The organism is Pseudomonas sp. GW821-FHT01E05, from assembly GCF_059422425.1.
The window spans coordinates 462327-488067 of sequence record NZ_JBWKWW010000004.1 but is presented as its reverse complement, the minus strand read 5'-3'; the positions used below and the strand labels follow the sequence as shown (position 1 = coordinate 488067).

Here is a 25741-nt window from a genome sequence, read left to right as displayed (position 1 = left end):
TCCTGAAGACTAAAACATAGTTGTGCGCTGTGAAGCATGGCTCCAATGACAACGCTGTTCGGCTCAGAAGCCAAGCCTCACCGGTCGGAAACTGACGCAAGCGCGACTTCACTCCTCAGGCATCCGGGATTCATCTCTTCGGACCGCTCGATTCGCAAGCCTCCTGACACTCTCAGCACAGCCCACGTGGCCTCATGCCGGTGTGGTAATGATCCCAAAAATTAATGACAAAAACATCAATATTGAAATATGTCTCAATTTTACATATCTTCACATTGCCTGACGATGAGACCTGCGCGTCCCACGACTTCAATCACAACAAGGGCTCGATATGAACAACAACAAGAAAGTATCCGAACTGCCTCCCACCGCCGTCGATGTGCTGGTCGTCGGTAACGGTCCGGTAGGTGCGACAATCGCAGCGCTGCTCGGCCGCTATGGGGTAAAGACACTGGTACTGGACAAGACCCATGAGGTCGTACTAATGCCCCGCGCCATTGCCCTGGACAACGAGGCGCTGCGTATCCTGCAACTCGCCGGATTGTCGGAGGACGCTTTCGAGAAGATCGCTATCCCTGAAGTGAGGATGCACTCTCCGGTTCTCGGGCAATTCGGTCGCGCCAATACTGCCGGGTGTATCGACGGCCACCCCAAGCTTGTGACCTTCTATCAGCCCGACCTCGAACGAGCGATGCGCAGCCAGGTTTCCCGGCTGAAGTCAGTGACCAGCCTGGGCGGCTTCGAGCTCGAAAGCCTGGTCGAGGAGTCGGACTGCGTCGTCGCCTCCGTACGGGATCAGGAGGGTCACTCGCACTCCGTTCGCGCCCAGTACCTGGTCGGTGCGGATGGCGCAAGCTCCAGGGTCAGAACACTGATTGGCCAGGAGTTCGAAGGGCAGACCTATGCGGAGGATTGGCTGATTGTCGATGTCATGAACCGGCATAAGTCAGCGATTGATCACATTGAGTTTCTCTGCGATCCACGGCGCCCAACGCCGCACATGCCCGCACCCGGCGGCAGGGAGCGCTGGGAGTTCATGCTGCAACCCGGCGAATCGCGCGAAGAGCTGGAAAGCCCGGAAAGCATCGCCCGGCTGATAGCGCCATGGATCAATCCGCGGGAGCTGGAAATCGAGCGCAAGGCTGTGTATCGATTCCATGCGCGCTGCTGCAACAGATTCAGCAAGGGACGCGTTTTCCTCGCCGGCGACGCAGCGCACATCACCCCGCCTTTTGTCGGGCAAGGTCTCGTAGCGGGACTTCGAGATGGCGCCAACCTGGCCTGGAAACTGGCCTGGGTCCTTCGCGGCTATGCCGCGCCTGCGGTGCTCGACACCTATGACGTAGAGCGCCGTCCTCATGCTCAGGCGATGATCAATCTAGCCAAACTCATGGGTCGCCTGGTGATGCCCAAGAACAAGATCGCAGCTTTCTTCATCCACGGCCTGATGCGCATGCTGACGTTGACCCCCGCTACCCGGAGGTACTTCGAACAGTTGGACATCAAGCCGAAGAACATCTTCAAACACGGCCTGTTCGTGAAGCACCGTCGGGGCGACAAGCTGGTACGTGGCAGCCTGTTTCCCCAGGCCTGGGTTCGCAACATGCAAAAGCAGATCAAGCTGAGCGACGATGCTCTTGGAGACAACCTGACCCTGGTTGGATTCGGTGTTGACCCGCTGTCAGTGCTGACACCTGCTCAGATCGTTTCCTGGGAAAAAATGGGAGGCCACTTCTTACAGATCAGAACATGCGGCCAGCGCTCAGGCGGCAGTTGCGACTTCATCGAAGACTTGAACCATGACATCCTGCCGCTGGCTGCTAAAGGGACGCTGGTCGCGGTTCGCCCCGACCGTATCATCATGCACCACGCCCCTGGCGCAGAAGCGGCCAGTTTCCTCAGAGACTGCCGAGGTCTTTTGGCCAGCGAAGATGTCACTGCCGATAGCGTTTCCATTACCATCAACGAACCACCTCGATTAAGAGCCTGAAGATGCCGTCCCCCATTTTTCCTTCAGTAGCAACTGCGCAAGAGCCTCTCACTCGAGGCCACAAGAAGCGTGAGCGCACCCGTCGCGGCCTGGTGGACGCGGCATTGCGTCTTGTCGCACGCAAGGAGGTGGGGGAGATCGCACTGCTCGAGGTCGCCGCAGAGGCCGAGGTATCCAACGGCACGATCTACAACTATTTTCGAACTCGCGATGAAGTACTCGAGGCGGTCGGCATCGCCATGGCGGCCGAGTTCTCCGATGCCATTTCCGCCCTGAGCTCGGACGTGCACTGCGGCGCACAGCGGCTTTCGATTGGCGTGCGCATGTTCGTATGCCGGGCCGCGTACGACCATCAATGGGCCAACGCACTGCTGCGCATCATCCATTCCGATCAGGCCATGCGCTCGCGATTGGCTGACCATGTGCTGGGCGACCTGCGTGAAGGTCTGCGCGCGGGCACTTTCGCTTACGAGGACGAAGGGGTCGCGCTGGACATGGTCGTATCCTGCACAACCGGAGCCATGCGCTCGGTTGTCGAGGGGCGTGCGGTGCCGGAGCACGATCTGCGGGTCGCCGAGATGATTCTCAAGGCTCTGGGCGTAACACCTGCCAGAGCCAAGCGAATCGCCGGTAAACCGCTACCCTGATGTCATCCTCGACCTGCTAGGACTGGCTGACCCATTGCCGATAGTTCTTCGCCTGGCGACGAGATTTCAGCTGATTGCCGATCAATGCCAAGAGTGGCGACGTCCCGGGTTTTGTCCGCTTCCCTTGGCTCAACAAGCCGAGCTGCTTCTTGACCACCGATGCCAATGCAAGCGATGCCAGCGCCTTGTTCTTCCAACGCACGACGATGGGCTCCACTTCGGTGTTCTGACCTGCCATCCACTGGCTTGGCAGGGCCGGCTCGATTGCCAATGCAGTGGCAAGCCCCACCATCGACACCGAGCCGCTCACCACTCGCTCCGCGACCTCCTTTCTACGCACGCCGCCGGTGACCATCAGCGGCATGCGCGCTATTTCTCCTATTCTCTGCGCGATCTCGAGAAAATACGCTTCTCGAGCCAGGCGGCTGCCATCGCGGGTCTGTCCCTGCATCGCCGGGCTTTCGTAGCTGCCACCTGACAACTCGACCAGGTCGACCGCTTTGGCGTTGAGCATTTCCACCACGCGAGCCGCATCCTCGGCATCGAAACCGCCGCGCTGAAAGTCCGCGGAATTGAGCTTCACCGCGACGCAAAAGGTCGGTGCCACACGCTGACGTATGGCGTCGATGGTTTGCAGGAGAATTTGCGCACGATTTTCCAGGCTGCCACCCCAGCGGTCGCTACGCCGGTTGGTCAAGGGCGAAAGGAATTGGCTGAACAGGTAGCCATGCGCTGCATGAATCTCCACGCCGGTGAATCCGGCACGCTCGGCCAGCACTGCAGCATGGGTATAGCGCTCAATCAGCTCTTCGATCTCCTGCTCATTCAAGGCCCTGGGCGGCACAAAAGCCTTTGATAGACCGGGAATGTCGACGGCAACCGCGGAGGGTCCTCGTGCCGATTGCCCCATTGAAGCCAATAGCTGCCGTCCGGGATGATTGATTTGCATCCAGGCCTGGGCTCCGCGACTGCGGCAAGCATCGGCCCATAGCGTGAATTTGCCCAGGTTCCGATCGTCCTCAAGCACCACGCCAGCCGGTCCGGTCAAGGCGTGGCGATCAACCATGACGTTGCCAGTGATGATCAGACCGGCTCCACCGTCCGCCCAACGCCGATAGAGCCTGGCCAGCGCTTCCCCTGGAGCGTGATCCTCATTGGCAAGGTTCTCCTCCATGGCAGCCTTGGCGATTCGGTTTGGAATCACCGTGCCGTTAGGCAATCGAAGCGGTTCGAAGAGCTTTGAGCCGGTCATGTTCTGTCCTTCAGTTAATGAAAAATCGGCCAGCCGCCGCGAAGGGGCAATACCTGAGGAGCAACGCAGGCACGGCGCTCCTCAGGTTTATTGAGGTCCTGGTTTACATCGATGGGCCGGTTTGATGGCCCTACCGAGAAGATGGGCCAGAAGCACGACGCAGATGAACACGCGTGTTCATTTAAGTCAATATGTAGAAATCTAAAGACCCTCCATGGACCTTGCCATATCACTCATAACCTCCAGATTCATGAGGCATAGAACGGTTTTTATTGTGAGACGCGCTCTTGATTCAAAAATCCTTGTTGACGGCAGCTGAACACGAGTGTTCAATTCGGCCATAAGGTAATTCTGGAGAGAGAGTGTGGAATCCCTAAATCCGATACAGCGCCGCATTCATCAAGCCGCCTTTCGCCTGTTCGCTGAAAAAGGCACCTCTGAGGTGAACATCCTCGACCTTGCGCAAGAGGCAGGAGTGGCGCGCGGAACGATCTATAGCAATATCGACAGCATGGGAAGCCTATTCGAGGAAGTCGCCGGCTATCTCGCGAGGGAGATGCATGAGCGCGTCAACAAGAGCTTCAACTCCCTCTCCGATCCGGCTCAGCGCCTTGCCAATGGCATTCGATTCTTCATTCGTCGAGCTCACGAGGACCCCCAGTGGGGGGCGTTCATACATAAATTCGCCATGAGCAACTCTTCGTTGCGCGAAATGTTTAGCAGCCAGGCGACTACGGATCTTCTGAGCGGACTTTCCAGTGGGCGGTACACGTTTGCGCAGGAGCAATTGCTCTCAATACTGACGCTAATATCGAGCAGCGTCCTCGGCTCAATTTTCCTGGTGCTGGAAGGGCACAGAACGTGGCGCGAATCGGGCTCTGACACGGCCGAGCTAGTGCTGCGGGCATTGGGTGTGCCGGCAGGGGAGGCGCGAGCGCTGGCGACCAAAGAGTTGCCGGCACTTCCCCCTCTCGACTGAGCGCGGTAACCGACTCAACAAAAAACACCTCTGGCATTTTCAGGGGGTCGGGATCGCTTTGCCCTGAAAAACCGGAAAACAAGAACAATGAACAACAAAAATGAAATGCCCCAGTTGGCGACACAACATCCTGCCCGGCATCCGCAGCCGACGGTGAAGGCCCAGGATCTGACTCACTTGATCTTTCAACGGCCGGACTTGAACGAGGCGGCGCGTTTCCTGACTGACTTCGGCTTGACGGTCAGTCATCAGAACGCCGATACGCTCTATCTGCGCGCCACTGAACCGGCTCCCTATTGTTACCGTGTCCATCGTGCAGAACATGCACGCTTTGTCGGGTTCGGACTGGCAGTCCAGTCTCTCAAGGATCTGCAAAAGCTGGCTCGAATCCCAGGCGCGTCAGCGGTCGAGAAATCGGTACATCCTGGAGGCGGACATTACGTCAGGCTGACCGATCCTTCCGGGTTCATTGTGGAAGCTGTTTGCGACCAGGCTCAAAGTAAAACGCTGGTACACAGAGCCCCACTTCCTTGGAATCTGGCGCAAGAGCAGCCGCGCATCAACTCCACGCAGCGCCCGCCGATTGCACCGCCTGAAGTACTCAAACTTGGCCACGTCGTGATTGAAGTGGCCGACTACCAGGCGACCTGTGCCTGGTATACGCAGCATTTCGGGTTTATTCCCAGCGATGTGCAGGTACTCCCCGACGGCACACCTATCGTCGCCTTCATGCGCCTTGACCTCGGTGATATTCCAACGGCTCACCATACGCTCGCGATAGCGCAAGGGTTCATGGCTACCTATAGCCATAGCGCCTATGAGGTCGTCGATGCAGACGCGGTGGGCATGGGGCAGCGCGTCCTGCGGGAGCGGGGTTGGGAGCACTCATGGGGAATTGGCCGGCACATCCTGGGCAGTCAGATCTTCGATTACTGGCAAGACCCTTGGGGCGATAAGCACGAGCATTACTGCGACGGGGATATCTTCACGGCCGTACAGCGTACAGGCATTCATCCCGTGAGCCCCGAGGCAATGGCGCAGTGGGGGCAGCGTATGCCCAAGAGTTTTACAAAGCCCAAGATGAACTTGACCAGTCTGCGTGCGCTGATCCGTAACCTGCGACGCAGCCCGGACCTGACAGTTCGCAAGTTGATAACGCTGATGCGGATGTTCGGGTAGATCCGCCAGCCCTTCCTCAGAACAACACCACAGTTCTCGCGCCGCCGCGCGCGGGACAACGCTGCTCCAGGAGTACCTTCAATGTCTGCTGTACACGTAGTCCGCTTTGAGTTTCAGAACGGTATCCACTGGGGCGTGCTACGCCAAGGCCGTATCACTGTTGTCCCCGGTGCTTTTGAAACCACCGGTGACTTCATTCGCCAGAACAGTCTCGACGACCTCGCTCGAATGAAAGGTGCGGAGTTGGATGAAGGCGAAGTGAAACTGCTGTCGCCGGTGACCCGTAACCAGCAGTTCGTCTGCCAGGGCGCCAACTACCGTCAGCACATGATCGAGTCGGGCATGGACCCGGATGCGAAGAAATTCAACATGATCTTCACCAAGGCGACGAGTTGCCTGGTGGCGGCTGACAGCGACCTGATCAAGCCGCGCACCGTGCGCTTCCTTGACTACGAGATCGAACTGGGGCTGGTGATGAAACGCGCGATCACCGGCGCTGTTACTGTCACCGACGCCAATCTGCATGAGTTCATCGCAGGCGTCGTCATCGTCAATGACTACTCGGCTCGTGACATTCAGATTCCCCAGATGCAGTTCTACAAGGGCAAGAGCTTCCGCACTTTTGGCCCGGTCGGCCCCTACCTCTGCCTTCTGGGTGCCAAGGACATGCATTACCTGAAAGCACTGCAACTGCGCCTGACGGTCAACGATCAGGTACGACAGAACGACAGCACGGCCAACCTGGTTTACGGCCCGGCTGAAACCCTTACCGAGCTCTCCTCCCTGCAAGATCTCGCCGCTGGAGACCTGATCGCCACCGGCACTCCTGCCGGCTGTGCTCTAACGGTTCCTTCGCCTGCTAAACAGCGCATTGCGGCCCTGATGCCAGAAGCCACCAAGTGGAAGCTGTTCCTCAAGGCGCAGGAGAGCCGGCCGCAGTATCTCAAGCCAGGTGACATGGTCGAGGCGCGCATTCGCAGCGCCGATGGCGTGATCGACCTCGGCGTACAACGCAACCGAGTCGTGGAGGAAGTCTGATGACGGTACAGACCCTGAGCGACATCGAGAGTCTCGAACGAGTCCCCTTGTCGGAGCGCGGCTTGGCGGCCAGTACCTACGACGCGTTGCGACAAGCGGTCGAACGCACTCCCCACGCGCCAGCCCTCAGCTTCTTCGCCGATGCCGCCGATTTCAGGCGCATCTACCAGTGGACCTATTCTGAGCTCTTCGCGGATATAACCCGCGCGGCGAATGCTTTCCACGACCTGGGGATTAAACCAGGCGAGGTGCTTGCCTTTATCCTGCCCAACTTGCCGGAAACTCACTTCACTATATGGGGCGGCGAGGCGGCAGGCATCGTCATGGCGATCAATCCTCTGCTCGAGGCCAAGCAGATGGCTGGCTTGCTGAATGCCGCAAAGGCAACCGTGGTGGTGACGCTTGCGCCGACTGCGGGCAGCGATCTATGGCCAAAATTGGCCTCGCAGCTGGATCAATTACCAACAATCAGGCATGTCGTTTGGGTCAGCATGCAGGACTATGTCGTCGAACCTGTGCGTGAGGCCCTGAGAGCAGCGGCCCTGAAGGAGCGAGACTTACACAGCGGTATCGCGATCCACGATTTGCAATCGCTGATGAATACTCAGCCGCACACGCACCTGAAGAGCGGTCGGCAAATCTGCCCGGATGAATGCTCCTCCTATATCTGTACCGGTGGCACCACCGGGCTTCCCAAGATCGCCGCGCGCACCCATGGTTCTGAAGTGTTCAATGCATGGGCCGTGGCCGCTCACTTGCAGCCGCGCAATGGTGGCCAGGTTATCTTTTGTGGTCTGCCACTATTTCATGTCAATGGACAACTGGTTACTGGACTGATGCCTTGGACTCAAGGCGACCATGTGATCCTTGGGACGCCTCATGGGTATCGTGGCGAGGGGGTGATTCCACGATTCTGGGAGATGGTCGAGCACTTCGGTATCAACTTCTTTTCCGGCGTGCCAACTGTCTATGCTGCACTTTTGCAAAATGAATGGCAGGGTCGCGACCTATCCAGTCTTCGCTATGCAATGTGTGGCGCCGCCCCAATGCCAGCGGAGCTTTTCCGAGAATTCGAGCGCCGGACCGGGGTGAAGATCCTCGAAGGCTATGGCCTCACGGAAGGCGCCTGTGTCTCCTCGGTCAATCCTCCCCATGGCGAGCGCCGTATGGGCTCCATCGGGATACGGATCGCCTATCAGAATATGCGCGCGGTCTTGCTCAATGATTCTGGAGAGTACCTGCGTGACGCCAATGTGGATGAAATCGGCGTCATCACGATCAGTGGTCCGAACCTCTTCGATGGCTATCTGGAGGAGAGTCATAACCGGGGTCTTTGGATCGATATCGACGGTCAGCGCTGGCTGAATACGGGCGATTTGGGTCGCCAGGATGCACAGGGTTACTTCTGGCTGACCGGACGCAAGAAAGAGTTGATCATCCGTGGCGGCCACAATATCGATCCCAAGCAAATCGAGGAGGCGCTGCAGGCACATCCCGCCGTAGCCTTAGCCGCTGCAATCGGTAGCCCGGATGCCTACTCGGGCGAGGTGCCGGTCGCCTACGTTCAACTGCGACCCGGGCAAGCCTGCAACGCCGAAGACCTTCAGGTGTTCGCTCAGCTCAACATTAGCGAGCGGGCTGCAGTTCCCAAGCGCATTGAAATCCTCGAAACGCTGCCACTGACTGCCGTAGGCAAGATATTCAAGCCCGCCTTGCAGCAGCGTGAGATTGGCAGGGTAGTCCAGCAGGAAGTGGAGCGCCTGTGTCTGCGGGAGATTGCGGTAGAGGTGGTACAGGATGGTCGTCGTGGGCTAGTCGCATGCATCCGGGCCGGGGCCGATGAGGAAAACCTGGCCCTCCTTCTAGGTCGCTACAGCTTTCAAGTGGAATGGCTTAAATGAGCCCGAATTCGCTTCCGTAAGTCCAGCAAACATGCCCTGGTACTAATCAGCCAGGGCCCTTTACACAACTTCGATCAACTCCAACCGGCACTGACAAGTGCACAGGAAGGCGAAGCCTTGCCTGCGTGCAATCAACAAAAACAATAAATAAGAGGTGGAATATGAAACTGAATAGTCGTGCGATCCCGTGTCTCTCTGCTCAGCGAAAGTGTGCTGCGTGGATTAAGTTCACCAGTACCATGGCACTACTCAGCGCCTCTACAATTGCAGGAGCCAATGGCATTGCCCTTAACGAACAAAGTGCCAGCAGTGCAGGAACTGCTTATGCGGGAAGGTCGTCATCCGCGCTGGACGCCAGCACCATCTACGGAAACCCTGCAGGTTTGACCAAGTTGCAGCGCAGTGAAATTTCCGGCGGGGCCGCGGTCGTCTCGGTGAGCAACGACATCAGTGATGCGCAGAGCAGTGTTGCAGGAACAAGTAAGGGGAACTCGGTACCTTTGGGGGTAGTGCCCTTCTTCTATATGTCGACGCCGCTTGATGATCGTCTTTCGATTGGTCTTGGCCTCTATGCTCCGAGTGGTCTGATCAATGACTACGAGAGCACTTTTCAGGGCCGCTACCATGGTTCCTATAGCTCGACCAAGGAGATGACCCTGCAGCCCACCATTGCCTATCGGATCAATGATTACTTGTCCATTGGTGGCGGACCGACCATAAACCATTTCGATGCAAAACTTCAGAACTACTTGGCCACCGGCGCTCTGAACAACGGCCAGGACACACGGGTCACCATCAAGGGCGATGACACGGCATTGGGCTACAACGTCGGCCTCTTGGTCGACTTGAGTGATGCAACGAGTTGGGGGATTAACTATCACTCGAAGGTGAGCTATCAACTCAAAGGGCATACTACGGTTTCCGGCTCCCCGGCTGTTCTCCCGGTGGACGGAAGTTATCCCGCCAAGATAGCTATTGTTATGCCCGAATCAGTGGATACGTCCATCACCCATCATTTCGATAGTCGCTGGACCGGATACCTGGGGGCCACCTGGAAACGTTGGAGCCGGCTCGACAAGTTCGAAGCAATCAACAGCGATGTTTCCGCCGCTGGTCAGAGTGTCGGCCTGGGGAGTGTGGGCGAACCATTGAACTGGCACGACACTTGGTCCACCGCGGTTGGCGCATCCTATCAATTAACCCCGCAATGGCTGATGCGCGCAGGCTACGCCTATGATCCGTCGCCAGTAGGAAATGCGGATCGCAGCGTGCGCATTCCGGTTGGCAACCGCCAAGCCGTGACCTTGGGCGGCGCTTATTTGCCGAATCCCGATCTGACGATAGACTTCGCTTATGGTTATCTCTGGGATTCCAAAGTCTCAGTAAATCAGCGGAACACCTCCGGTCTTCAACCTGCATACAGTGCCAGTTACGAAAACAGTGCGAATGGAATTTCAGTGCAGGCAACATATCGGTACTAATCGACACGACACCCCATTTTAAGGGAGCCCATTTTCGCAAGCGCTCCCGAAGGTTTACCTTTAATCGACAGGCAACTATCCAAACTTGGGCTTGACGAGTACCAACTGTCGCGAACACTTTCGCGGTAGTTGGTGGGTTGTCGGCAACAACCCATTCGAAAATGTGCCGGTCGATTTGCAGGTACCATAACCTTCAATGAATCGCTTCATGATCGCCCCCTGCGAAAGATACTCAAGGGTAAGAGACGGTTGTTGGCCCAGCTCTGCCAGTCGTCACCGGTGCTTTTGGCCAGAGCGGACATTGACGTCATACCGCGGACCTGTAGAAGCGTGCTTGCCCGCGAAAGCATCACAGCGGTGCGCCTGATAAACCACGTCGCCTGGATCGCGGGCAAGCCCGCTCATACAGGTCCGCGGCGCACTGGCTGCTTCTTTTTTTGCCATTGCGGCGGTGTTCTTCGAGCAGGTTCATCAGCAAGAGAATGTCCACGCTGAGACAGATGACGGCGAACAAGTGAGACTGATGGGCAGCCTATCCACGACCAGTCGAGCGACCGATCAGCAATTGCCGGTCGTTCGCTAATCGCTTCCAGATCAATAGAGGGCCGGGGAGCCAGGAATACACCTGGATTACCAAAACAGCTGGAACTCAAAAAACTTCTGCGGAGCCACGTAGCGCTGAAAGCCCCGTATTTACTGGATTTCAGACACAAAAAAAGACGTCCGTGGACGTCTTTAGATGATGAAGTGGTGGGCCGGGGTAATTTGAACCAGTAGTTTATCCTATTGATTATTATCGTTAATATTAGTTTTGTATTTTGATTGGAATACCAATTGGAATACCTCACGAAATAGCATTCCATTGACACCCGCTTGTATTCGATCTGGAAACCTTGCTTCGCATCCATGTTAAGCAATGATCTTGTTACAGTGGTCGGGGCAACAGGTAGCAATCGATCCTAGTCGGAAGAAGGCGATAGGCAGAAACCGGCCCAGAGTGTGTAAAAACGCTTCGCCAAAATTGAAGTGGGCGCGTATACGTTAAATCTGAAATTTATCGACACGTCAGCAGATGTGGATTTTCGTAGAAGCGCGATTTGCAGTCCGTTTTTGAGTACCTGTCGCGCTGAAAAACGTTTTCACACAGCCTCGGCCAAAAGCAACCATTTGTTCAGGGCAGTTTTCCCCATTGCGGACACTGACTAACACTCAGGTTAAGGTGCCGGATTGAGTCCGTCCGAGCGAACGGACTCATACATTTTGTTAGGCATTCTCGATCACTCCGCCCTCTATTAGCTTTAAGCCCAAGCCAGCCAATACACAAGGGAGGAACGTACCCATTATCATGGTAGCAACGTTTTTGCCGAGAGTAGCAACATCGTTACTGGCCAGCTCACCCCTATGCACAACGGCGTTTCTGCTGCCTTGTAAGGCATTAATTTCTTCCCAGATTGTTTTGGTATGTCCTTCAATTTTAAATGAATTGAAGTCAATGCCGCCGTACTCTTTAAGGATTCGAGCCAGCAGGGGCTTGAATCTATCAAACCCATTATGCTTAACCGCGAGGTCTGAAATTAGGTCAGCAACGGAATCATTATGGACGAGTCCATATATTACAGGCTTCAATAGTGTGAGTTTTAAACCAAGTTCAATTGCCGTGGTGAAGAGCACAAGCGCAGAGGATGGTGAACTGGCCAGAATGTCGCGGGCTTCGCGAAAGGTTAACACAGCGTTTTTGGCTAAATCTCGATTGTTTACATAGTAAGATCGTAAACGATCAAATGTGAACTCATCGATTGCCTGCTCCGATATTTCATCAACCATTCCAGAGTACCACTCATCACGGGCGTCCTCATCTGGTGTGTTCATGCAGATTCCTAATTCGCCTAGCGTTTGATTATGAGGCGGAGTATAGCTCGTCTCGAGCGAAGCGAAATATTTGAAGAACTAGTTTAGATTCTCATTCGAGGTGTAGCACTTCACCCAGAAATAGATAGGTATTAAGAAACAGTGCGCGCGCCTCTTCTGGAGTGACATCCTGATGTACTCCAGTCGATACCCGATCAAAAAGATTAGCAAGGTTTTGGCGAAATTTTTGCTTTCTTGATTTGCTTTCGCAACGATGATGAATATATGCATTGATTCTATTCTGATGCTTTCCCGCATCTAGCTTTAGGATATTTCCGCTAATATCAAGCACATCGTCAGTAGCTGGAAATATCGAATCGGCAAAAGATTCAATAATTCGTCTACAGGTTGTAAGTGCGTGACTGATTGGCTCCTGCTCGCCATGGCTAAGTCGTTCCATGACAGAGGGTATCTGGTCAAGCACGTCGTGGCATTTATCCGAAATCAGGCTATCGACGTCGCGCTGATACTGCTCGAATATCGACTCTGTCAGATTGTCGAAAAGTTTCTCATAGTAAACGTCTGTTATGAAAGAGTGTAATCTCGCGATGACTTTACTTCTGATACCAGTATAGCGAGATATACTGGCCGAGGCTTCATTCATTGCTCTAGTAGCAACTGATACTGCGTGATTATAGTCGCCTGCTGAATCTGGTATGCGCATAACGGATAGCTTGGACTTCTCTGCCTCAATCAAGGCATCTATTTGGGCGAAAGGTACCCAGTATCCTTTGTTTTCTTCTTTTTTTGTCCATCGGCCTGTTATACCCATATATTTCAAGGAGATATCGTTAGATGACTTGTAGCCACCAAGCTCAAAGCCAAGCCATTCCTTGATCTCAGAGCTCCCAACAATCCTGGCTAACCTTGATGCTTTTAGAATCAGGCTTTCTCCGGAAGATCTACTTAGCTCCAGATCATCAAGGAGATCTTGAACTAGCTCTAGAGTGTGTTCGCTTTTGCTGGCTGACATTTGTTTTTCCGAAAGACGTTTAGCATGTGGTTAAGGAACGGGCTGTAGCACGTCCCAGCGATCGACGCGAGCGGTTTGAACTGGTTGTTAGCCGTTATCCGCAAGCCAGACCTCGAAGGTCTCCGTGGATTGTCCGGATAGTAGCTTGGCGAATATTTCCTTATCGCCCAAATACAGGCAGTGTCTAATAACGGCATATGGGTTGAGCTTTTCGTTTTGATTTGTTTCTTCGAAAAATTCTTTGTATCTTTTTACTTTTGATATATTTTCCCGAATGTAAAAGTTAAACTTGCCGCGACTTATATCCGGCTTCAGGGAAACAACTTCCTCCGTAAATTCATCAACTTTACGTGCTTCAAAGTCGAACTCGTTGAAAAAGTGATGTGCAATCTTCAAAAAGCTGAATGCATTTAGGGAGGAAGGCTTAAACCTTGGAGGTGCTTCCCCGGCTTCGATTTGATCAGACTCTCTAGTGATTTGCTCCTGAGGAATATCTTCTGCCTTTATACTTTCTTCCGTGGCGTTGCGAATTTCTCGGAACTCTCGGTCTGCTACTTCAAATAGAGCAGCCAAAGAATTAATTCTTCGCTTAAGGTTAATTGGTATAGATTTTTTGTACTTGATTTTGTGATCCAATACACTCCATGAATCTTGAATTATCGTACGAACCTGAACCTCAAACCCTAGATCAACGAACTGTGAATATTCAGGCAGCTCTTTTCGTTTTTCGTTTAACTTTAGGTCCAGGTGTAAGCCTTTGTAACCAAATGAGTTTTCAGTGTTCTCAATTTGCGCAATTTTATCTGTAATGTCTATAACTTCGAAGTGAACACTCAGAAGGTCTTTAATTTTTTCTATATCATCTTCGTATAGGCAAACTACGCGCACACCGATTAAATCAGTAATGTGGTCTAATATTCGATATTCTTGAGCGTTAGCTTCCAGGCTGGCTTTGTATTTTTCACTAAATTTTTTAATACATTCATCTCTGTCCTTTACGCGACCTTCTATCTTTGATAGGGCTATGTCGCTGGAGGCTCTGATTAGAGAGTTAACCAAGGTTATAAAGGAGCTTTTTGCCCCATCCAGAAGTCCGTGATTTCCATTGTAATAATCACGAAAACTTTGCTTTTCAACCTCAAAGTCTAGAGATGGCATTTGTTCTCCTTGGCATGCTAACTATAAGTAGGCGACACACATTGTGTAATGTCTCCGCCGGTTGAGCCTGATAACTATCCGTGTCTTGGTGCGTGAATTCGTCAAGAACTCCAAATGGAGTTAAATATTTACTTCAGGGTGCTAGCCGCATACGTGATACAGGCCATCCATTCGCGATGAGTGTCGGGAAAGTAAACTTTTCCCGAAGCCCTAGTGATCGCCGTATAAAGCAGCGCTAGTTTTTTGGAAAGCAACCTTTTGCCCTGTAGATCAGGGGAATAATAGAGGTCCTCCGAAATCGCCATTCGCGAAAATTCGAAGTTTTTAACTGTGAAAACTGTCGCCAGCAATGGGCGCACAGGAGTTTTGTTCGAAAGTTCATCGATGCCAGCGCGCTTGTAAATCCCTGATACGCCGAAATTAACACCAACGGTACCAAGCCATTTTTCAACTCTGAGGAATGCATCATTCCATTTCATGTCTTCATGAAGTTGATCCCACGTTCGATAGCGGGCGATGGCACCATGCCTCGGTTTCTCGTTGCGCATAAATAAATTCAGGCAGTCGTCTAAGAAAAGCTCAAACTTTTCATCCCAATCTATTACTGCTGCGCCTTGAGCCATTTCACGGCTGCGCACGAGCCAGTCGAACACCCCCCACTCATCCGCTACCAAGATAACCGTCGATTCCCGAGGGAACGAGTTGGCGGGATACTCCTCTACAACCATCTCCTTGGCCCTATCAGCCAAGAAAGGTTGGGCAGAAACACCAGGAAATATCTCTAGGAGCGGATTGATGTATCCCACGAGCGCAGGCCCTGCACGCAGCGAAGTCGCCATCTCTCGATGTCGAATCATTGCATGATGCTGCACATATTGACCTTCAAGGTTTTGATACTGGTCGCCCAGAGAAATTACTGTTTGCGGTGACCTGTCGAGAAGCTCGACCATTGGCGCCGTAAGATCATGGCCCTCGTCTACCAGTACGGTGTCAATGTTTTCGGGCACGTAAAGCCCAACTAAAGACATTTGTTTGATCCGGTGGTAACCACGGACCGGAAGAGAGGGAGCTTCTAGATCTAACTGAGTCATTTTGTACCAAAGTTTGGCGGCCGCTGCTGCTACAACTTCCTGATCAATCGGGCGTAGCCATCGAATTTGGTCCCGAGGAATGTGGTGGGAAGTAATGTTCAGATCTTTAGACATGCAAAACTTGAAAATCACCGACCAGCACAGCGCCGCTACTTGTGTAGAACTTCGGTTACCAATAGGGCTAAAGCCTACCCGTTCAGAAAGTTCCGAGTAAGACAGAGGCAGTCTAGACTCACCGACCATCTTGTTTTGGAGAGCTTTGTTGCCCTTCGATAACAGTAGCTCTGCCAAACTTTTGAATGTGGAAGTTTGCACTTTTTCTCGTGGAAAGCGTGCCCGAATTGCCCTGAGTTTTGGCTCGGCGTCTGCTAGAAAAATGAATCTGCGATCAGGCATCAAAGCCATGACTTCGTCCAAAACAAAAGTCTTGCCGGTGCCTGCATGTGCTTGTGCTTCGATCGAGTCTTCTTGGTTTGCCCGAATGTTGTGGATCAATCGAAGTTGATGATCGCTCAGCTTTGTAATCAGACCACTAGGGCGGGTATGTTCATACCTAATGGCTCCATACACAGCTTTATAACGGTTGGCAAAATCGAAGTCCCAACTACCTTCTGGTCGAATGAAGGGATGCTTAATGACCGTTTCTTTATCAACCAATCCAATGCCTAACTCGGCGGCTTGCGCCAGGCCTGCGGTGAAGGTTGCGTGATCGTAAGCTTCAGCCAAAGCGGACCTCAACTGGTCACTTGGGAGGCCTAGGAAAGCCGCAAATTTCCGCTCCATCTCGATGGGAGATCGCATTGGTGGTTTGAGAGGTTTGGACAGCTGCAACACGTAGAGGATCGCCGCTACTTCGTACCTTGTCAGACTTGTCACAGCAGGGGTGGCTCCGCGAACTAGCGTGGCACTCAACGTTTCACTGAGAGGTATAAACCAGGTTGGTATCGTCATTAGCGCTGCATGCGTCCTTGGCTGTTTTCACTGCTAGCATGCCATGCTTAAGCCATCATTGTGAGCGAAGTTTACTGATGTTCGGACTGCCCATCGTGTGATGGCCCGGGGGCGGGCAGGTCTAATCGCCTGTATCCCATAGGTAGCTGGGGTAACTTCGCCTAGCTTTGGCTTGTGGCTTAGCTAAAGCCAGAGCCGACAGCTGTAAGCGTTCGCTCACAGTCGGCGCGGTGGTGTCGCGACCGGCCTGGCTCCGTTTGAATGGTCCTTTTCTTGGAATAGCCCACTCAAGTGGTTGGGCGCAGTCATATTGAGAGATATCGTAAATGGCAGTTAGGCTTGAATTTTTAACTCAAGATCCAGAAGAAATCGCGCTGGCTACACGCTACTGGGCGATGGATGAAGATGGCGTTTACTTGGAAAAAGTGAGTGAGCTTGTGCCGTTTCGCGAAATCACACAGTCCGGGCTGATAGCTAAACATGCCCGGACGTTTTGCCAGGCGTTCGACGAGAATCAAGCCTGCAACAAATGTGAAGGCCCGATCCTAGTTACGAGTCGGACTGACGCCAAAAAGCAGTTCCAGCGTTCAGAGGCACCCTGTGAGGCGTGTTCAGGGGTCTTACGGCAGGAGGAGCTTGAGCGGCGGCAGGCGGCGGAGATTGAGCTGCAGAAGCAGTTGACTAGCCGGATTGACTATATGCGCACCGTGTCGATCTCATATGCTGATCTAACAGACGATCAACGCTTCATCCTCCTTGCCATTGACGCCTTGATCACTCCTCGTCTCGCCCATAGCACGTTCACTGAAGGTAGCTGCGAGGCCCTGACACCTTGGGAGGGCACGTCATACCTGACACGCCTTTTCAGGGCTGGTGTCATTTGGGACGATCCGGAAGCTGCAAGGTCGGGCACCTACTATCTCCACGATGGGAAACTGCAAGCTATAACGAGCTCACTCCAGTTCTTTTTACCTCCTGATGAGTTACTGGGCCGAGGCGCGGAGGCTCTGGAGACCGTCACCGAGCGACAGTTTACTGACCCCGAAGTAATGACCAATCTCTGGCTCGACTATGCAGTGGGTGACGTGCTTCGGTATTTGCTGGATCAGTGCAGGGTTTACAACCACGACCTTGATTATGAGGATATTGAAAAAATCAAGGCAACCATTCGGTTCGGGCTGCATACGTACAGTGTTTCTCAGCTCTGGTTCGTAATGTGGAAGGTCGTCCGGGATGCTGCGAGTCTCGCGAACCGCGAGTATTACAATCGGCAAAAGGCGGCAGCGACGATTCCCAACAAAATTCGTAAGCAAATCGAATGGGCTGATAAGCAAGGCGGCATAGACAGATGTTGGGACCGCCCGGAGCATCACATAGCCGGCTCGGTGGGAATGGCGTTTCTGACTTTGTTTGAAATTGACGAGTTCACAGGAGGAAAGCAGGCACTGGCCAAATTTGCTCAGCTAAGCGCGAAATCGAGTACCGAGGAGGTTCAGGGGGTAGCTAGCAACTTCATGCAGGGTGCGCTGAGCAGAAATGTTTCACTTTGGGCGATGGAGCAGTTCGCGGGGCTCATCCGTGCGGGCTTCGACACTAATGGTGCTCTGGATGAACTGGTGAGGCTCAATCCGGAAACATTTAGTGTAGCGATCAGCTAGGCATTTTTGGATTGAGGTTTCCAATGCATCTTAGCAATCGCGCGTTGCGGCTTGGCTCTAAGTTGCCTTCGTAGAAACTCAACGGCGGAGCGGTGTAGTATCAATTTGCTTTCAAATTTGGTGCCCAAGCTATCAACGTGACCCGTTGCTTGCGAGGGCACGTGACGACTAGCCAAGGATGACGGTAAATGTTCACGCTGCCTGCAATTGTTTTTGAAGAGCGTTATTCGGTTGGGGTTGTTCAACACCAGATCCGTCCAGCACAGCAGGTCTCGCTGGTCGCCGAAACTTCAATCAATGTGTCGGCGCGAATCAAACAGCCGCTAAGACGCTTCGATAACGAGGAGCGGGTGATTGTCACCTCTCGCAAGGATGTGCAGCTTCCAGAGGGAGTGGACGGGGTGCTTCTTGAGGACAATGGCAAATTCAGTTGGGCTCGGCATCGGCTGCTTGACGAGTTTAAAAGCCATCGAGCACAGGTGGGGCGGGCAAATCATGCTCGTGAAATCGCTGCGCTCTGGAACGGAGCATTACGGTTTCGAGCTGAACGGCGTGAGCCAGGTGAAAGGGACTCGTCAGGAGGATTGCGTCCCCCTCAATTAGGCGCTCTACACGCCATTGGGGCTCACTGGAGCCTGGAACAAATACCAGCCACCATCGTCATGCCAACAGGTACTGGCAAGACAGAAACGATGTTGGCGGCGTTGGCGGCCTATGCGCGCGAGCCCTTTTTGGTGGTTGTGCCTTGGGATGCCCTTAGATCACAGACCGCCAACAAATTTATTACCTTCGGCTTGTTGCGAGCCATCGGTGTGCTGCCCCCGGATGTGCCCAATCCGATTGTCGGGATCATGAAAAAACGGCCTAAGACTCAAGCTGATTTGCTCATGTTCGAGCACTGCAACGTTGTAGTCGCGACCATTGGCTCAATTGGCGCCGGTTTGCCCGCTGTGCTCCTGGAAGACCTTGCCAGTCGATGCAAGGCCCTCATCTTGGACGAAGCACACCATGTGCCCGCCACGAGCTGGACGCACCTCAAGGATGCGTTTCGAGGCGTCCACACTCTTCAGTTCACTGCCACGCCGTTTCGGCGTGACACACAGCTTGTGGATGGTAAGGTCATCTTCAATTACTCGCTGGGGGCTGCGCAGCATGATGGTTACTTCAAGCCAATTCGCTTTGAGCCGGTGCAGGTCGATCCACTAGAGGCTGATCAGGTCATTGCCGAGGCGGCTGTGATACAGCTTAGAAACGATCTGGCCGATGGGCTTGACCATTTGTTAATGGCGCGCTGCTCAAGTATCGCGCGAGCCACCATCGTCGCAGGAATTTATCAAGCGATTGCCGGCGATCTCAATCCTGTACTGATCCATTCCGAGTCTGATGAAGCACAAGTGCGACTTGCTGCGTTGAAGAGCCGGGAAGCGAAAATCGTCATCTGTGTCGGCATGCTCGGCGAGGGATTTGACTTGCCGCAGTTGAAGGTTGCTGCTGTACATGACATGCACCGAAGCTTGGCAATCCTGCTTCAATTTGTAGGGCGCTTCACCCGTGTAGCTGGTGAGAGTATCGGTGATGCGACAGTGGTCGCCAACATTGGAGACAAGAGTGTCTCTGATGCCTTGGAGCGTTTGTACAGTGAAGACGCGGACTGGAACCTCATTCTTTCCGAAATGAGTTCGACAGCTGCTCGGGACCATGCAGAGCTGGTGGCTTTTCTGCGCGCCTCTAGGCGCCTCGACGATCATGACCAATCCGACTCTATAGTCCTGTCACCACATTTGCTCAGGCCGAAGTTCAGTACTGCCGTTTACCGAGCATCGGCGTTTGCTGGAGAGCGTTTCCATACCGGACTTCCAGGCAACCTCAAGTTGCAGGCCGTATGGCAGCACGAAGAAAGCCCGACGCTGTATTTCGTCACTAGAGCTGAGTCCCGTGTGCGGTGGACGAATACCAAAGGCGTACTGGATTGCGAGTGGGCATTGTTCGTCCTACACCATGATGTGGAGCGGGGCCTTTTGTACTTGTCCTCAACCGATCATGACTCATTGTTTCCTGAGCTTGCTGAAGCCGTCACGGGGAACGCGGCATTGATCAACGGCGAACAGATGTTTCGTAGTCTGGGACACATTAACCGTTTGATGCTGCAAAACATCGGAGTTAAAAAACATGGACGTCGCAATCTCAGCTTCGCTATGTATACCGGAGGAGATGTAGACGAGGCATTGGGGCTGACGGAGCGGCACAATTCGGTCAAGAACAATGTCAGTGGGACCGGCTGGGAGCAGGGCGCACGCGTTTCGGTCGGGTGCTCTGTCAAGGGCCGAGTATGGTCACGAGACCAAGGTTCCATTCCCGCACTTCTGACTTGGTGTCAGCGGGTCGGCGCCAAGCTTCTGGATGATACGATCAACATCGAAAACATCATCGCGAACGTGCTTGTGCCATCTGAAATTGAAGAATTGCCGACAGACAAGCTCGTCTTGGCGATTGAGTGGCCCGCGGAGATACTAGGTCTCTCGGAGGAGCGGATTGTACTCAGCCCGACCGCCCAAGAAGACCCGCAGCCGCTGTACATGTTCGAACTGGCGTTCGTTTCGTTCACTGCCACATCGTTCCAGTTTGCCTTGGCCATTGAGGATGACATCACGGTTGGCGAGTTCGAGCTTCGTCTCGACGCTCAACTCGGTTTCAGGGTGCAGCAAAGCAGCGGAGATCCTTTGACCATCACCATTGGAAAACGCACATGCAGGCTTGATGAATATTTTTGCAGTTATCCTCCATTGGTTCGTTTCATCGACCTCAGCGAGCTCGACGGCAATCTACTTATAGAACCTCGGAATCCTCGCGAACTGATCCTTGATGCGGCGCAGTTCGAGCCCTGGGATTGGACTGGTTTTAATCTGGCCAAAGAGAGCTACTGGAAGGAAGGAGCGGCCCGTGAAGATTCGATCCAATGGAAGGTGGCTCAGGCTTACATAGACGGAAATTTTGACGTCGTCTTCGATGATGACTCGGCCGGAGAGGCTGCTGATCTCGTGTGCCTGAAGGAGGACGGCGACGTGATCCGGTTGGCCATGATCCACTGCAAGTTTTCCGGGGCAGCGACTGCGGGGGAACGCATCAAGGATGCCGTTGAAGTCTGCTCCCAAGCAGTGCGCTCCGCCAAATGGAAATGGCGATTTGCGGATCTCTGTCGCCACCTGCTTGGGCGGGAGGAGCGCTTGAGATCGTTTGCGCGTCCCACCCGCTTCTTCCACGGAAATGCGGCTAGGCTTAACGAGTTGTTGAGGCAGAGCCGGTTTAAATCCATCGTAGCGGAGGTGTTGATCGCGCAGCCAGGGATATCAGCGGCTAGCCGTAGCGAAGACCAGGACATGGTCATCGCGGCCGCGATGGTCTACCTCAAAGAAACAATCGGCTGCGATCTGAAGATCATCTGCAGCCCTTGACTTACACTACTAGGCATTGCTGTCGTAGCGAAAGGAATGACTCACTGGTGCTTGAGGCCTGATGAACGAATGATCAGTGCTTTTCAGTTTTTCCCAATCGCTTCCAGACCAATAGAGCGGTAAGCCGGTAGTAATACCGCGTGGCATCGGAGTGGTCTTTCAGGTGCTGAGCCAGAAACCAGCGCAGATGTTTCAACTGCCAGGTCCAGGGATTGTCTCGTTGCCATCGTTGTTGAATGGCCGCTTGCATGATTTTGGCTTGCCGTAGGTGGCGTTGCTGCGTGATCTTCGAGCCGGTCAGTACGCCGCTCAGGAACAGCGCCATATCGAAGGGCTTTTTCAAGTTACGCCTCCTATGTAGGCCGAAACCACATCAATTCGGTTATGCCCGAGCTCAAGGCTGATCTGTTGCCGCGTCCGTCGATCAAGGCCGTGATCAATGCGATAGCAGTGGCCGCCATTGATCGGTGCGGCGTGGCCCGTGAGCTGCTCGTAACGTTCGCAGGCGTAGGCCGCTCGTAGTTCATGAAACCCCTTCAACCCTTGTTCATGTAACGTCTCGCGGGCGGGGCGCACGGTTTGTTGCAGGAACGTGGCATAGCTTTCGTCTTGGGCCAGCAAGTTGCGGCTGCGGGGCGGCGATGCATGACGAGCCAACTGTAGCGCCGCCTTCACCTCTTCATTGGCCACGACCCAGCGCGGCGCTGAAGCGCCTGAGCGGCCGCCTTTGGTGCCGTCCTGGATGTTGATGCGGCCTAAGTGTTCGGCTTCGCGGTGCAAGCGTGGCAGATCAGCCAGGATCGCCTCGCGCAGGCGCATGCCGGTTGCTCGGGCCAGACGGACAATCGCGGCCACCCGCTCGTGGTGCTGTTCGCCAAGTACCTCAAGCACTCGCTGTACCTGTTGGTGGTCTTGGCCATCCGGCGCGCGGGTGCGTACGGTCGAGCGTTGCAGGCCTAACGCCTGGCTCGGACTGGCGATCCTCACGTCCTGATCACCGCGCAGCGCCGCGAGGGTGCGGTTGACGCTGCTCAGGCGGTTCTGCGCGGTGGAGATGCTGAGTTCGCCTTGTTGGATCTGCTGGCGCAGGTAAGCGGCGTAGTCCTGCAGCGTTAGTCGATCGATCTGGCGCGCATCGTTGTAACCAGGGCCGTCCTCTGATCGACACCAACGCACGAACGCTTGCCAGCGATCGCTATGCGCTTTCACCGTGGCGAAGTGGCCGCCGGCAAACAGATCCTTTAGCGCTTGTGGGCCGGCGTAGCTCAGCTGGCGGCCATAGCCAAAGTTGCGACCCTCACGCCGACTGATCAAGGTCATCGTCATCACCGTTTTCGTTTGTTTGCAGAAAGAGCAGCAGGGCTTTCCAGTGAGGGCTGAGCCTGTCCATCTGCCGCCAGTGCGTCGGGCGGATCAGGAGGGTGTTCTCGTGGTGTTGCAGCAGTGCCCCTTCCTCACGCAGTTGCTCGATCAGCCGGGCGAGGAGGGCAGGGTCCAAGGGTGGTGTGGCGACAACCCGCGTCGTTCCTGGCCTGGCGCGTGGCGACAGGGTGGCGACAGAGGCGGCGACACGCCGCGATTCTGGTTGCAATTGATGTTGCGCTTGGTAGCGGCGTACTGCGTCATTGAGGCGAAACATGGCGGACCTCGAAAGTTTTTCCGTCGCGGCTGCTCAGCCAGCGATGAGTGATCAGCACGACCAATAAAGAGGCGGTATGGTCAGCGCTCTTACGGGCAAAACGAGGGCCGTTGCGATTGACGTCGCGAATGGTGAAGTGAGTCCAGCCTTTCTGCACCAGCCAGCGCAGCAGTCGATCCGCCTCTTCGCATCGGCTATTGACCGGCGCCTGTTCGGTCAGGCGCTGGATCTCGGCCAGGTAGTAATCCATCAACGTGGAGGCGCGCTGAATGTGCGCTTCGTCCAACGCACTGGCCTCTTCAACCATGGCCAACACGCCCGCGATACGCAGTACATTCGCCGCGGCCTTACTCGCGACAGGCTGGACGCCGGCGAGCTCGCCGAACTCGCCAGACTGGCACTCGATGGTGTCGTGAATATCGATCCAGGCACGACGGGCACGGGGAGTCAGTTCCAGCGTGATGGGATTGAGTGATCCATCCTTGTGAAGCGACCAGGGCTTTTGCAGCAAGGTGGTGATCCGCTGTTGGTAGCGCTGGACTTTGGCATCTCGGGTCAGATCGATCGCCTTGTAGAGTCGTTGGCCGGCCAAGCGCTCGGGCCAACTGATAAGGCAACGGCCCAGGATGCCTTGGCCATTGATCACCGGGTCTTTGAGTAGCTGGTTGGCCAGGTAGGGTTGCAGCATCAGATGCAGGCTGAGGCGGCGGTCATAGGCGCGCAGGCTTTCTCCGGCCATGGAGCGGGCCCGGTCGATCGGGCTGCCATCACACAGTGTCGACAAGGTGGTGATCGCCTTGAGCAAATTCTCTTTGCTCATGGTGCTGCTGCCCAAGAACTGGCCGCCTTCATCATTGAACAAGCCCATGCTGGGTAAGCCATGGCACAGGCTTTTGACCAGGGCCTCAATGGTCGACTCGGCAATGATCAGTCTCGGCGGTACCGGCTCAGATAGCTCACCGCCTTCCACCGCCGTGTGTTTCTTTGCGGTTTTGGGTTGGGTCATGATGCCGCTGGCGGCGCGATAGGCTTTGAGCTTTTCCGCATACAGGGTCCAATGCTGTCGTTCCCAGTCGCGCGCTGCCTTCAGTGCCAGGTGATCCACCGCGCTTTTGCGATCACCCGAGGACGCCACCGTCAGTAGGTAGAGGGACAGCGGATAGGTTCGGCCGTCGAGTTGGACATTGGCATGACCCTGGCTCACCAGAGCAGCGCTGGCCAGCACCGATTGCGCGGCCATGGCGCAGGGCACGCCGATCACCTCGGCCAAGCGTTCGACCGCAGGGCCTAACAGATCCCCGAGTGATTCGACTGGGTAGGGCAGTGGCGCCTGCTGGTATTCCAGTAATGGTTGTGGTGGCTCGAACGCTTCGCACAGTTGCATCGCCATTCTCCTGAGATTATCGACTTCGTCCTCACTCATCCCGCCACGGTTGTTGAGTGTTATCAGGGATCAAGGCCCCTGCGACCTGTGAGGGTTGTCCACTGACGCGGGACTGACGGCTCCTTACGACCGGGAGCTTGGGCATCTCATGATCTGGCCTCCTGAGCACTTCCGAAGAAGTGGGCGGGTGGAGGCTGCACTGGCTGACGAGACCGATGCCGCGAGATCCTGAGCCGGGTGAAGGCAGTGATGCGATGACCGGGGCATGCCTGACTGTCAGTCAGGTGCAGTCCATTCCGTGGGCTGCGGCACCATCATCGGCATCGCTGTTGCTGGTGACTTCGGTGTTTGTCACGCCGATTGTCATGAAGGGGAGTGCCGCAAAGCCTTGTACGAGTTGGGCTGCAGCAGCGGTAGGAGCGCCCGTCTCTTTAGGGGGTAAAGAGACGGGCGCAGGTTGGCGCAAGAAATGGCCAAGCGGATAAGTTGCTGCAGAGCAGCCAGGAGGGGGCAAGAGTTGCCGCAGTGGGCATGCTGGAAGAAGTGGCGTCCATCACATCGCTGTGATCGTGCGAGCCGCCGGACGCTAATCGCACTTGGGGAGAACCACCACGGTGTGGCGTAGCCTCAAAGGTTCTGGCTACCTGGGTGCTGTCGAGGACAGCGCTTGTACGGTTCTGGTTTAGCGCTCGTTCTGCTCGCGGTCAACAGTTTTTGGGGGCGCTGTTGCGCCAATTGATAACGCTGGAAAACCTTGGAGGCCGGTGGTTTTCTATGGCCGGGTGGTCGTTCGTCGGTCTTTAATGTGAGCCTGCGTAATTGCATGGACTTGACCAGCACACGCCGTAGTGACGACCGGCGGAGAACGGCCATTTGCGGACGCTCACGTCGGGCCCTCTTTCGGCCAAGAACAGCCTTTGAGCTCCTTACAAAACTCTCCTGAACGTCACAAAGCCGTCCTGCAAGCGCAGCGTAGTCGGAGCTTGAGACTTCCAGAGGCGTTGATACCGACCTACCTAGGGATTCGAGTTGGCCTTTTTAGAGCTTGTCTCGCCGTCTA

Annotated in this window: 18 protein-coding genes; 9 read left to right on the top strand and 9 right to left on the bottom strand. The window is 54.7% G+C overall.

What is annotated here, in order from left to right:
• The first annotated feature begins 331 nt into the window (after positions 1-331).
• Both mhpA and AC07W5_RS11490 read left to right on the top strand, forming a co-directional pair.
• Entirely contained in the window at positions 332-1990 is a 1659-nt protein-coding gene (gene mhpA / locus AC07W5_RS11495; protein WP_495023385.1) for a bifunctional 3-(3-hydroxy-phenyl)propionate/3-hydroxycinnamic acid hydroxylase MhpA, read from the top strand.
• 2 nt (positions 1991-1992) lie between these two features.
• Positions 1993-2637, top strand: a complete 645-nt coding sequence (locus AC07W5_RS11490) for a TetR/AcrR family transcriptional regulator (protein WP_495023384.1) — start codon at positions 1993-1995, stop codon at positions 2635-2637.
• A 16-nt stretch (positions 2638-2653) separates the two neighbouring features.
• Here AC07W5_RS11490 and AC07W5_RS11485 read toward each other — a convergent pair whose 3' ends face one another.
• Positions 2654-3889: an NADH:flavin oxidoreductase/NADH oxidase family protein gene (locus tag AC07W5_RS11485; RefSeq protein WP_495010182.1), complete on the bottom strand. Its 1236-nt coding sequence runs from the start codon at positions 3887-3889 to the stop codon at positions 2654-2656.
• A 364-nt stretch (positions 3890-4253) separates the two neighbouring features.
• Between AC07W5_RS11485 and AC07W5_RS11480 the strand changes: the two genes are divergently transcribed.
• From AC07W5_RS11480 to AC07W5_RS11460, 5 genes are all read left to right on the top strand, one after another.
• On the top strand, positions 4254-4868 hold the full coding sequence (locus AC07W5_RS11480; protein WP_495010183.1) for a TetR/AcrR family transcriptional regulator: 615 nt from the start codon (positions 4254-4256) through the stop codon (positions 4866-4868).
• 87 nt (positions 4869-4955) lie between these two features.
• Positions 4956-6047, top strand: coding sequence for a VOC family protein (locus tag AC07W5_RS11475; protein ID WP_495023383.1), 1092 nt, complete (start codon positions 4956-4958; stop codon positions 6045-6047).
• An 81-nt stretch (positions 6048-6128) separates the two neighbouring features.
• Positions 6129-7085: a fumarylacetoacetate hydrolase family protein gene (locus AC07W5_RS11470; protein WP_494995371.1), complete on the top strand. Its 957-nt coding sequence runs from the start codon at positions 6129-6131 to the stop codon at positions 7083-7085.
• Positions 7085-8986, top strand: a complete 1902-nt coding sequence (locus AC07W5_RS11465) for an acyl-CoA synthetase (RefSeq protein WP_495023382.1) — start codon at positions 7085-7087, stop codon at positions 8984-8986. Before AC07W5_RS11470 ends, AC07W5_RS11465 begins: the two co-directional genes overlap by 1 nt.
• Before the next feature lie 161 nt (positions 8987-9147).
• Entirely contained in the window at positions 9148-10467 is a 1320-nt protein-coding gene (locus AC07W5_RS11460; protein ID WP_495023381.1) for an outer membrane protein transport protein, read from the top strand.
• 1263 nt (positions 10468-11730) lie between these two features.
• Here the strand turns inward: AC07W5_RS11460 and AC07W5_RS11455 are convergent.
• From AC07W5_RS11455 to AC07W5_RS11440, 4 genes are all read right to left on the bottom strand, one after another.
• Positions 11731-12336 (bottom strand): hypothetical protein, encoded by a 606-nt coding sequence (locus tag AC07W5_RS11455; protein ID WP_248750808.1) that lies wholly within the window; start codon positions 12334-12336, stop codon positions 11731-11733.
• Between the two features lie 91 nt (positions 12337-12427).
• Positions 12428-13348 (bottom strand): AbiTii domain-containing protein, encoded by a 921-nt coding sequence (locus AC07W5_RS11450; protein ID WP_495023380.1) that lies wholly within the window; start codon positions 13346-13348, stop codon positions 12428-12430.
• Positions 13349-13435: 87 nt separating this feature from the next.
• Positions 13436-14506 carry a GTP pyrophosphokinase gene (locus tag AC07W5_RS11445; protein ID WP_495023379.1) on the bottom strand — a complete coding sequence of 357 codons (1071 nt, stop codon included), beginning with the start codon at positions 14504-14506 and terminating at the stop codon, positions 13436-13438.
• A 128-nt stretch (positions 14507-14634) separates the two neighbouring features.
• A complete protein-coding gene (locus AC07W5_RS11440) occupies positions 14635-16323 on the bottom strand; it encodes a hypothetical protein (protein WP_495023378.1) in 1689 nt (562 codons plus the stop codon).
• Between the two features lie 551 nt (positions 16324-16874).
• Here AC07W5_RS11440 and AC07W5_RS11435 point away from each other — a divergent pair.
• A complete protein-coding gene (locus tag AC07W5_RS11435; protein WP_495023377.1) occupies positions 16875-18206 on the top strand; it encodes a hypothetical protein in 1332 nt (443 codons plus the stop codon).
• Positions 18207-18394: 188 nt separating this feature from the next.
• Positions 18395-21658, top strand: coding sequence for a DEAD/DEAH box helicase (locus tag AC07W5_RS11430; RefSeq protein WP_495023376.1), 3264 nt, complete (start codon positions 18395-18397; stop codon positions 21656-21658).
• Positions 21659-21731: 73 nt separating this feature from the next.
• Here the strand turns inward: AC07W5_RS11430 and AC07W5_RS11425 are convergent, their stop codons facing one another.
• From AC07W5_RS11425 to AC07W5_RS11410, 4 genes are read right to left on the bottom strand one after another with little or no spacing between them, the layout of a single operon-like run.
• A complete protein-coding gene (locus AC07W5_RS11425; RefSeq protein WP_495023375.1) occupies positions 21732-22001 on the bottom strand; it encodes a hypothetical protein in 270 nt (89 codons plus the stop codon).
• Entirely contained in the window at positions 21998-22978 is a 981-nt protein-coding gene (locus tag AC07W5_RS11420) for an integrase domain-containing protein (protein ID WP_495023374.1), read from the bottom strand. Before AC07W5_RS11420 ends, AC07W5_RS11425 begins: the two co-directional genes overlap by 4 nt.
• Complete coding sequence (locus tag AC07W5_RS11415) at positions 22956-23297, bottom strand: hypothetical protein (RefSeq protein WP_495023373.1); 342 nt, start codon at positions 23295-23297, stop codon at positions 22956-22958. The genes AC07W5_RS11420 and AC07W5_RS11415 overlap by 23 nt, the downstream gene beginning before the upstream one ends.
• Positions 23281-24681, bottom strand: coding sequence for a YfjI family protein (locus tag AC07W5_RS11410; RefSeq protein WP_495023372.1), 1401 nt, complete (start codon positions 24679-24681; stop codon positions 23281-23283). The genes AC07W5_RS11415 and AC07W5_RS11410 overlap by 17 nt, the downstream gene beginning before the upstream one ends.
• Positions 24682-25741: the final 1060 nt, after the last annotated feature.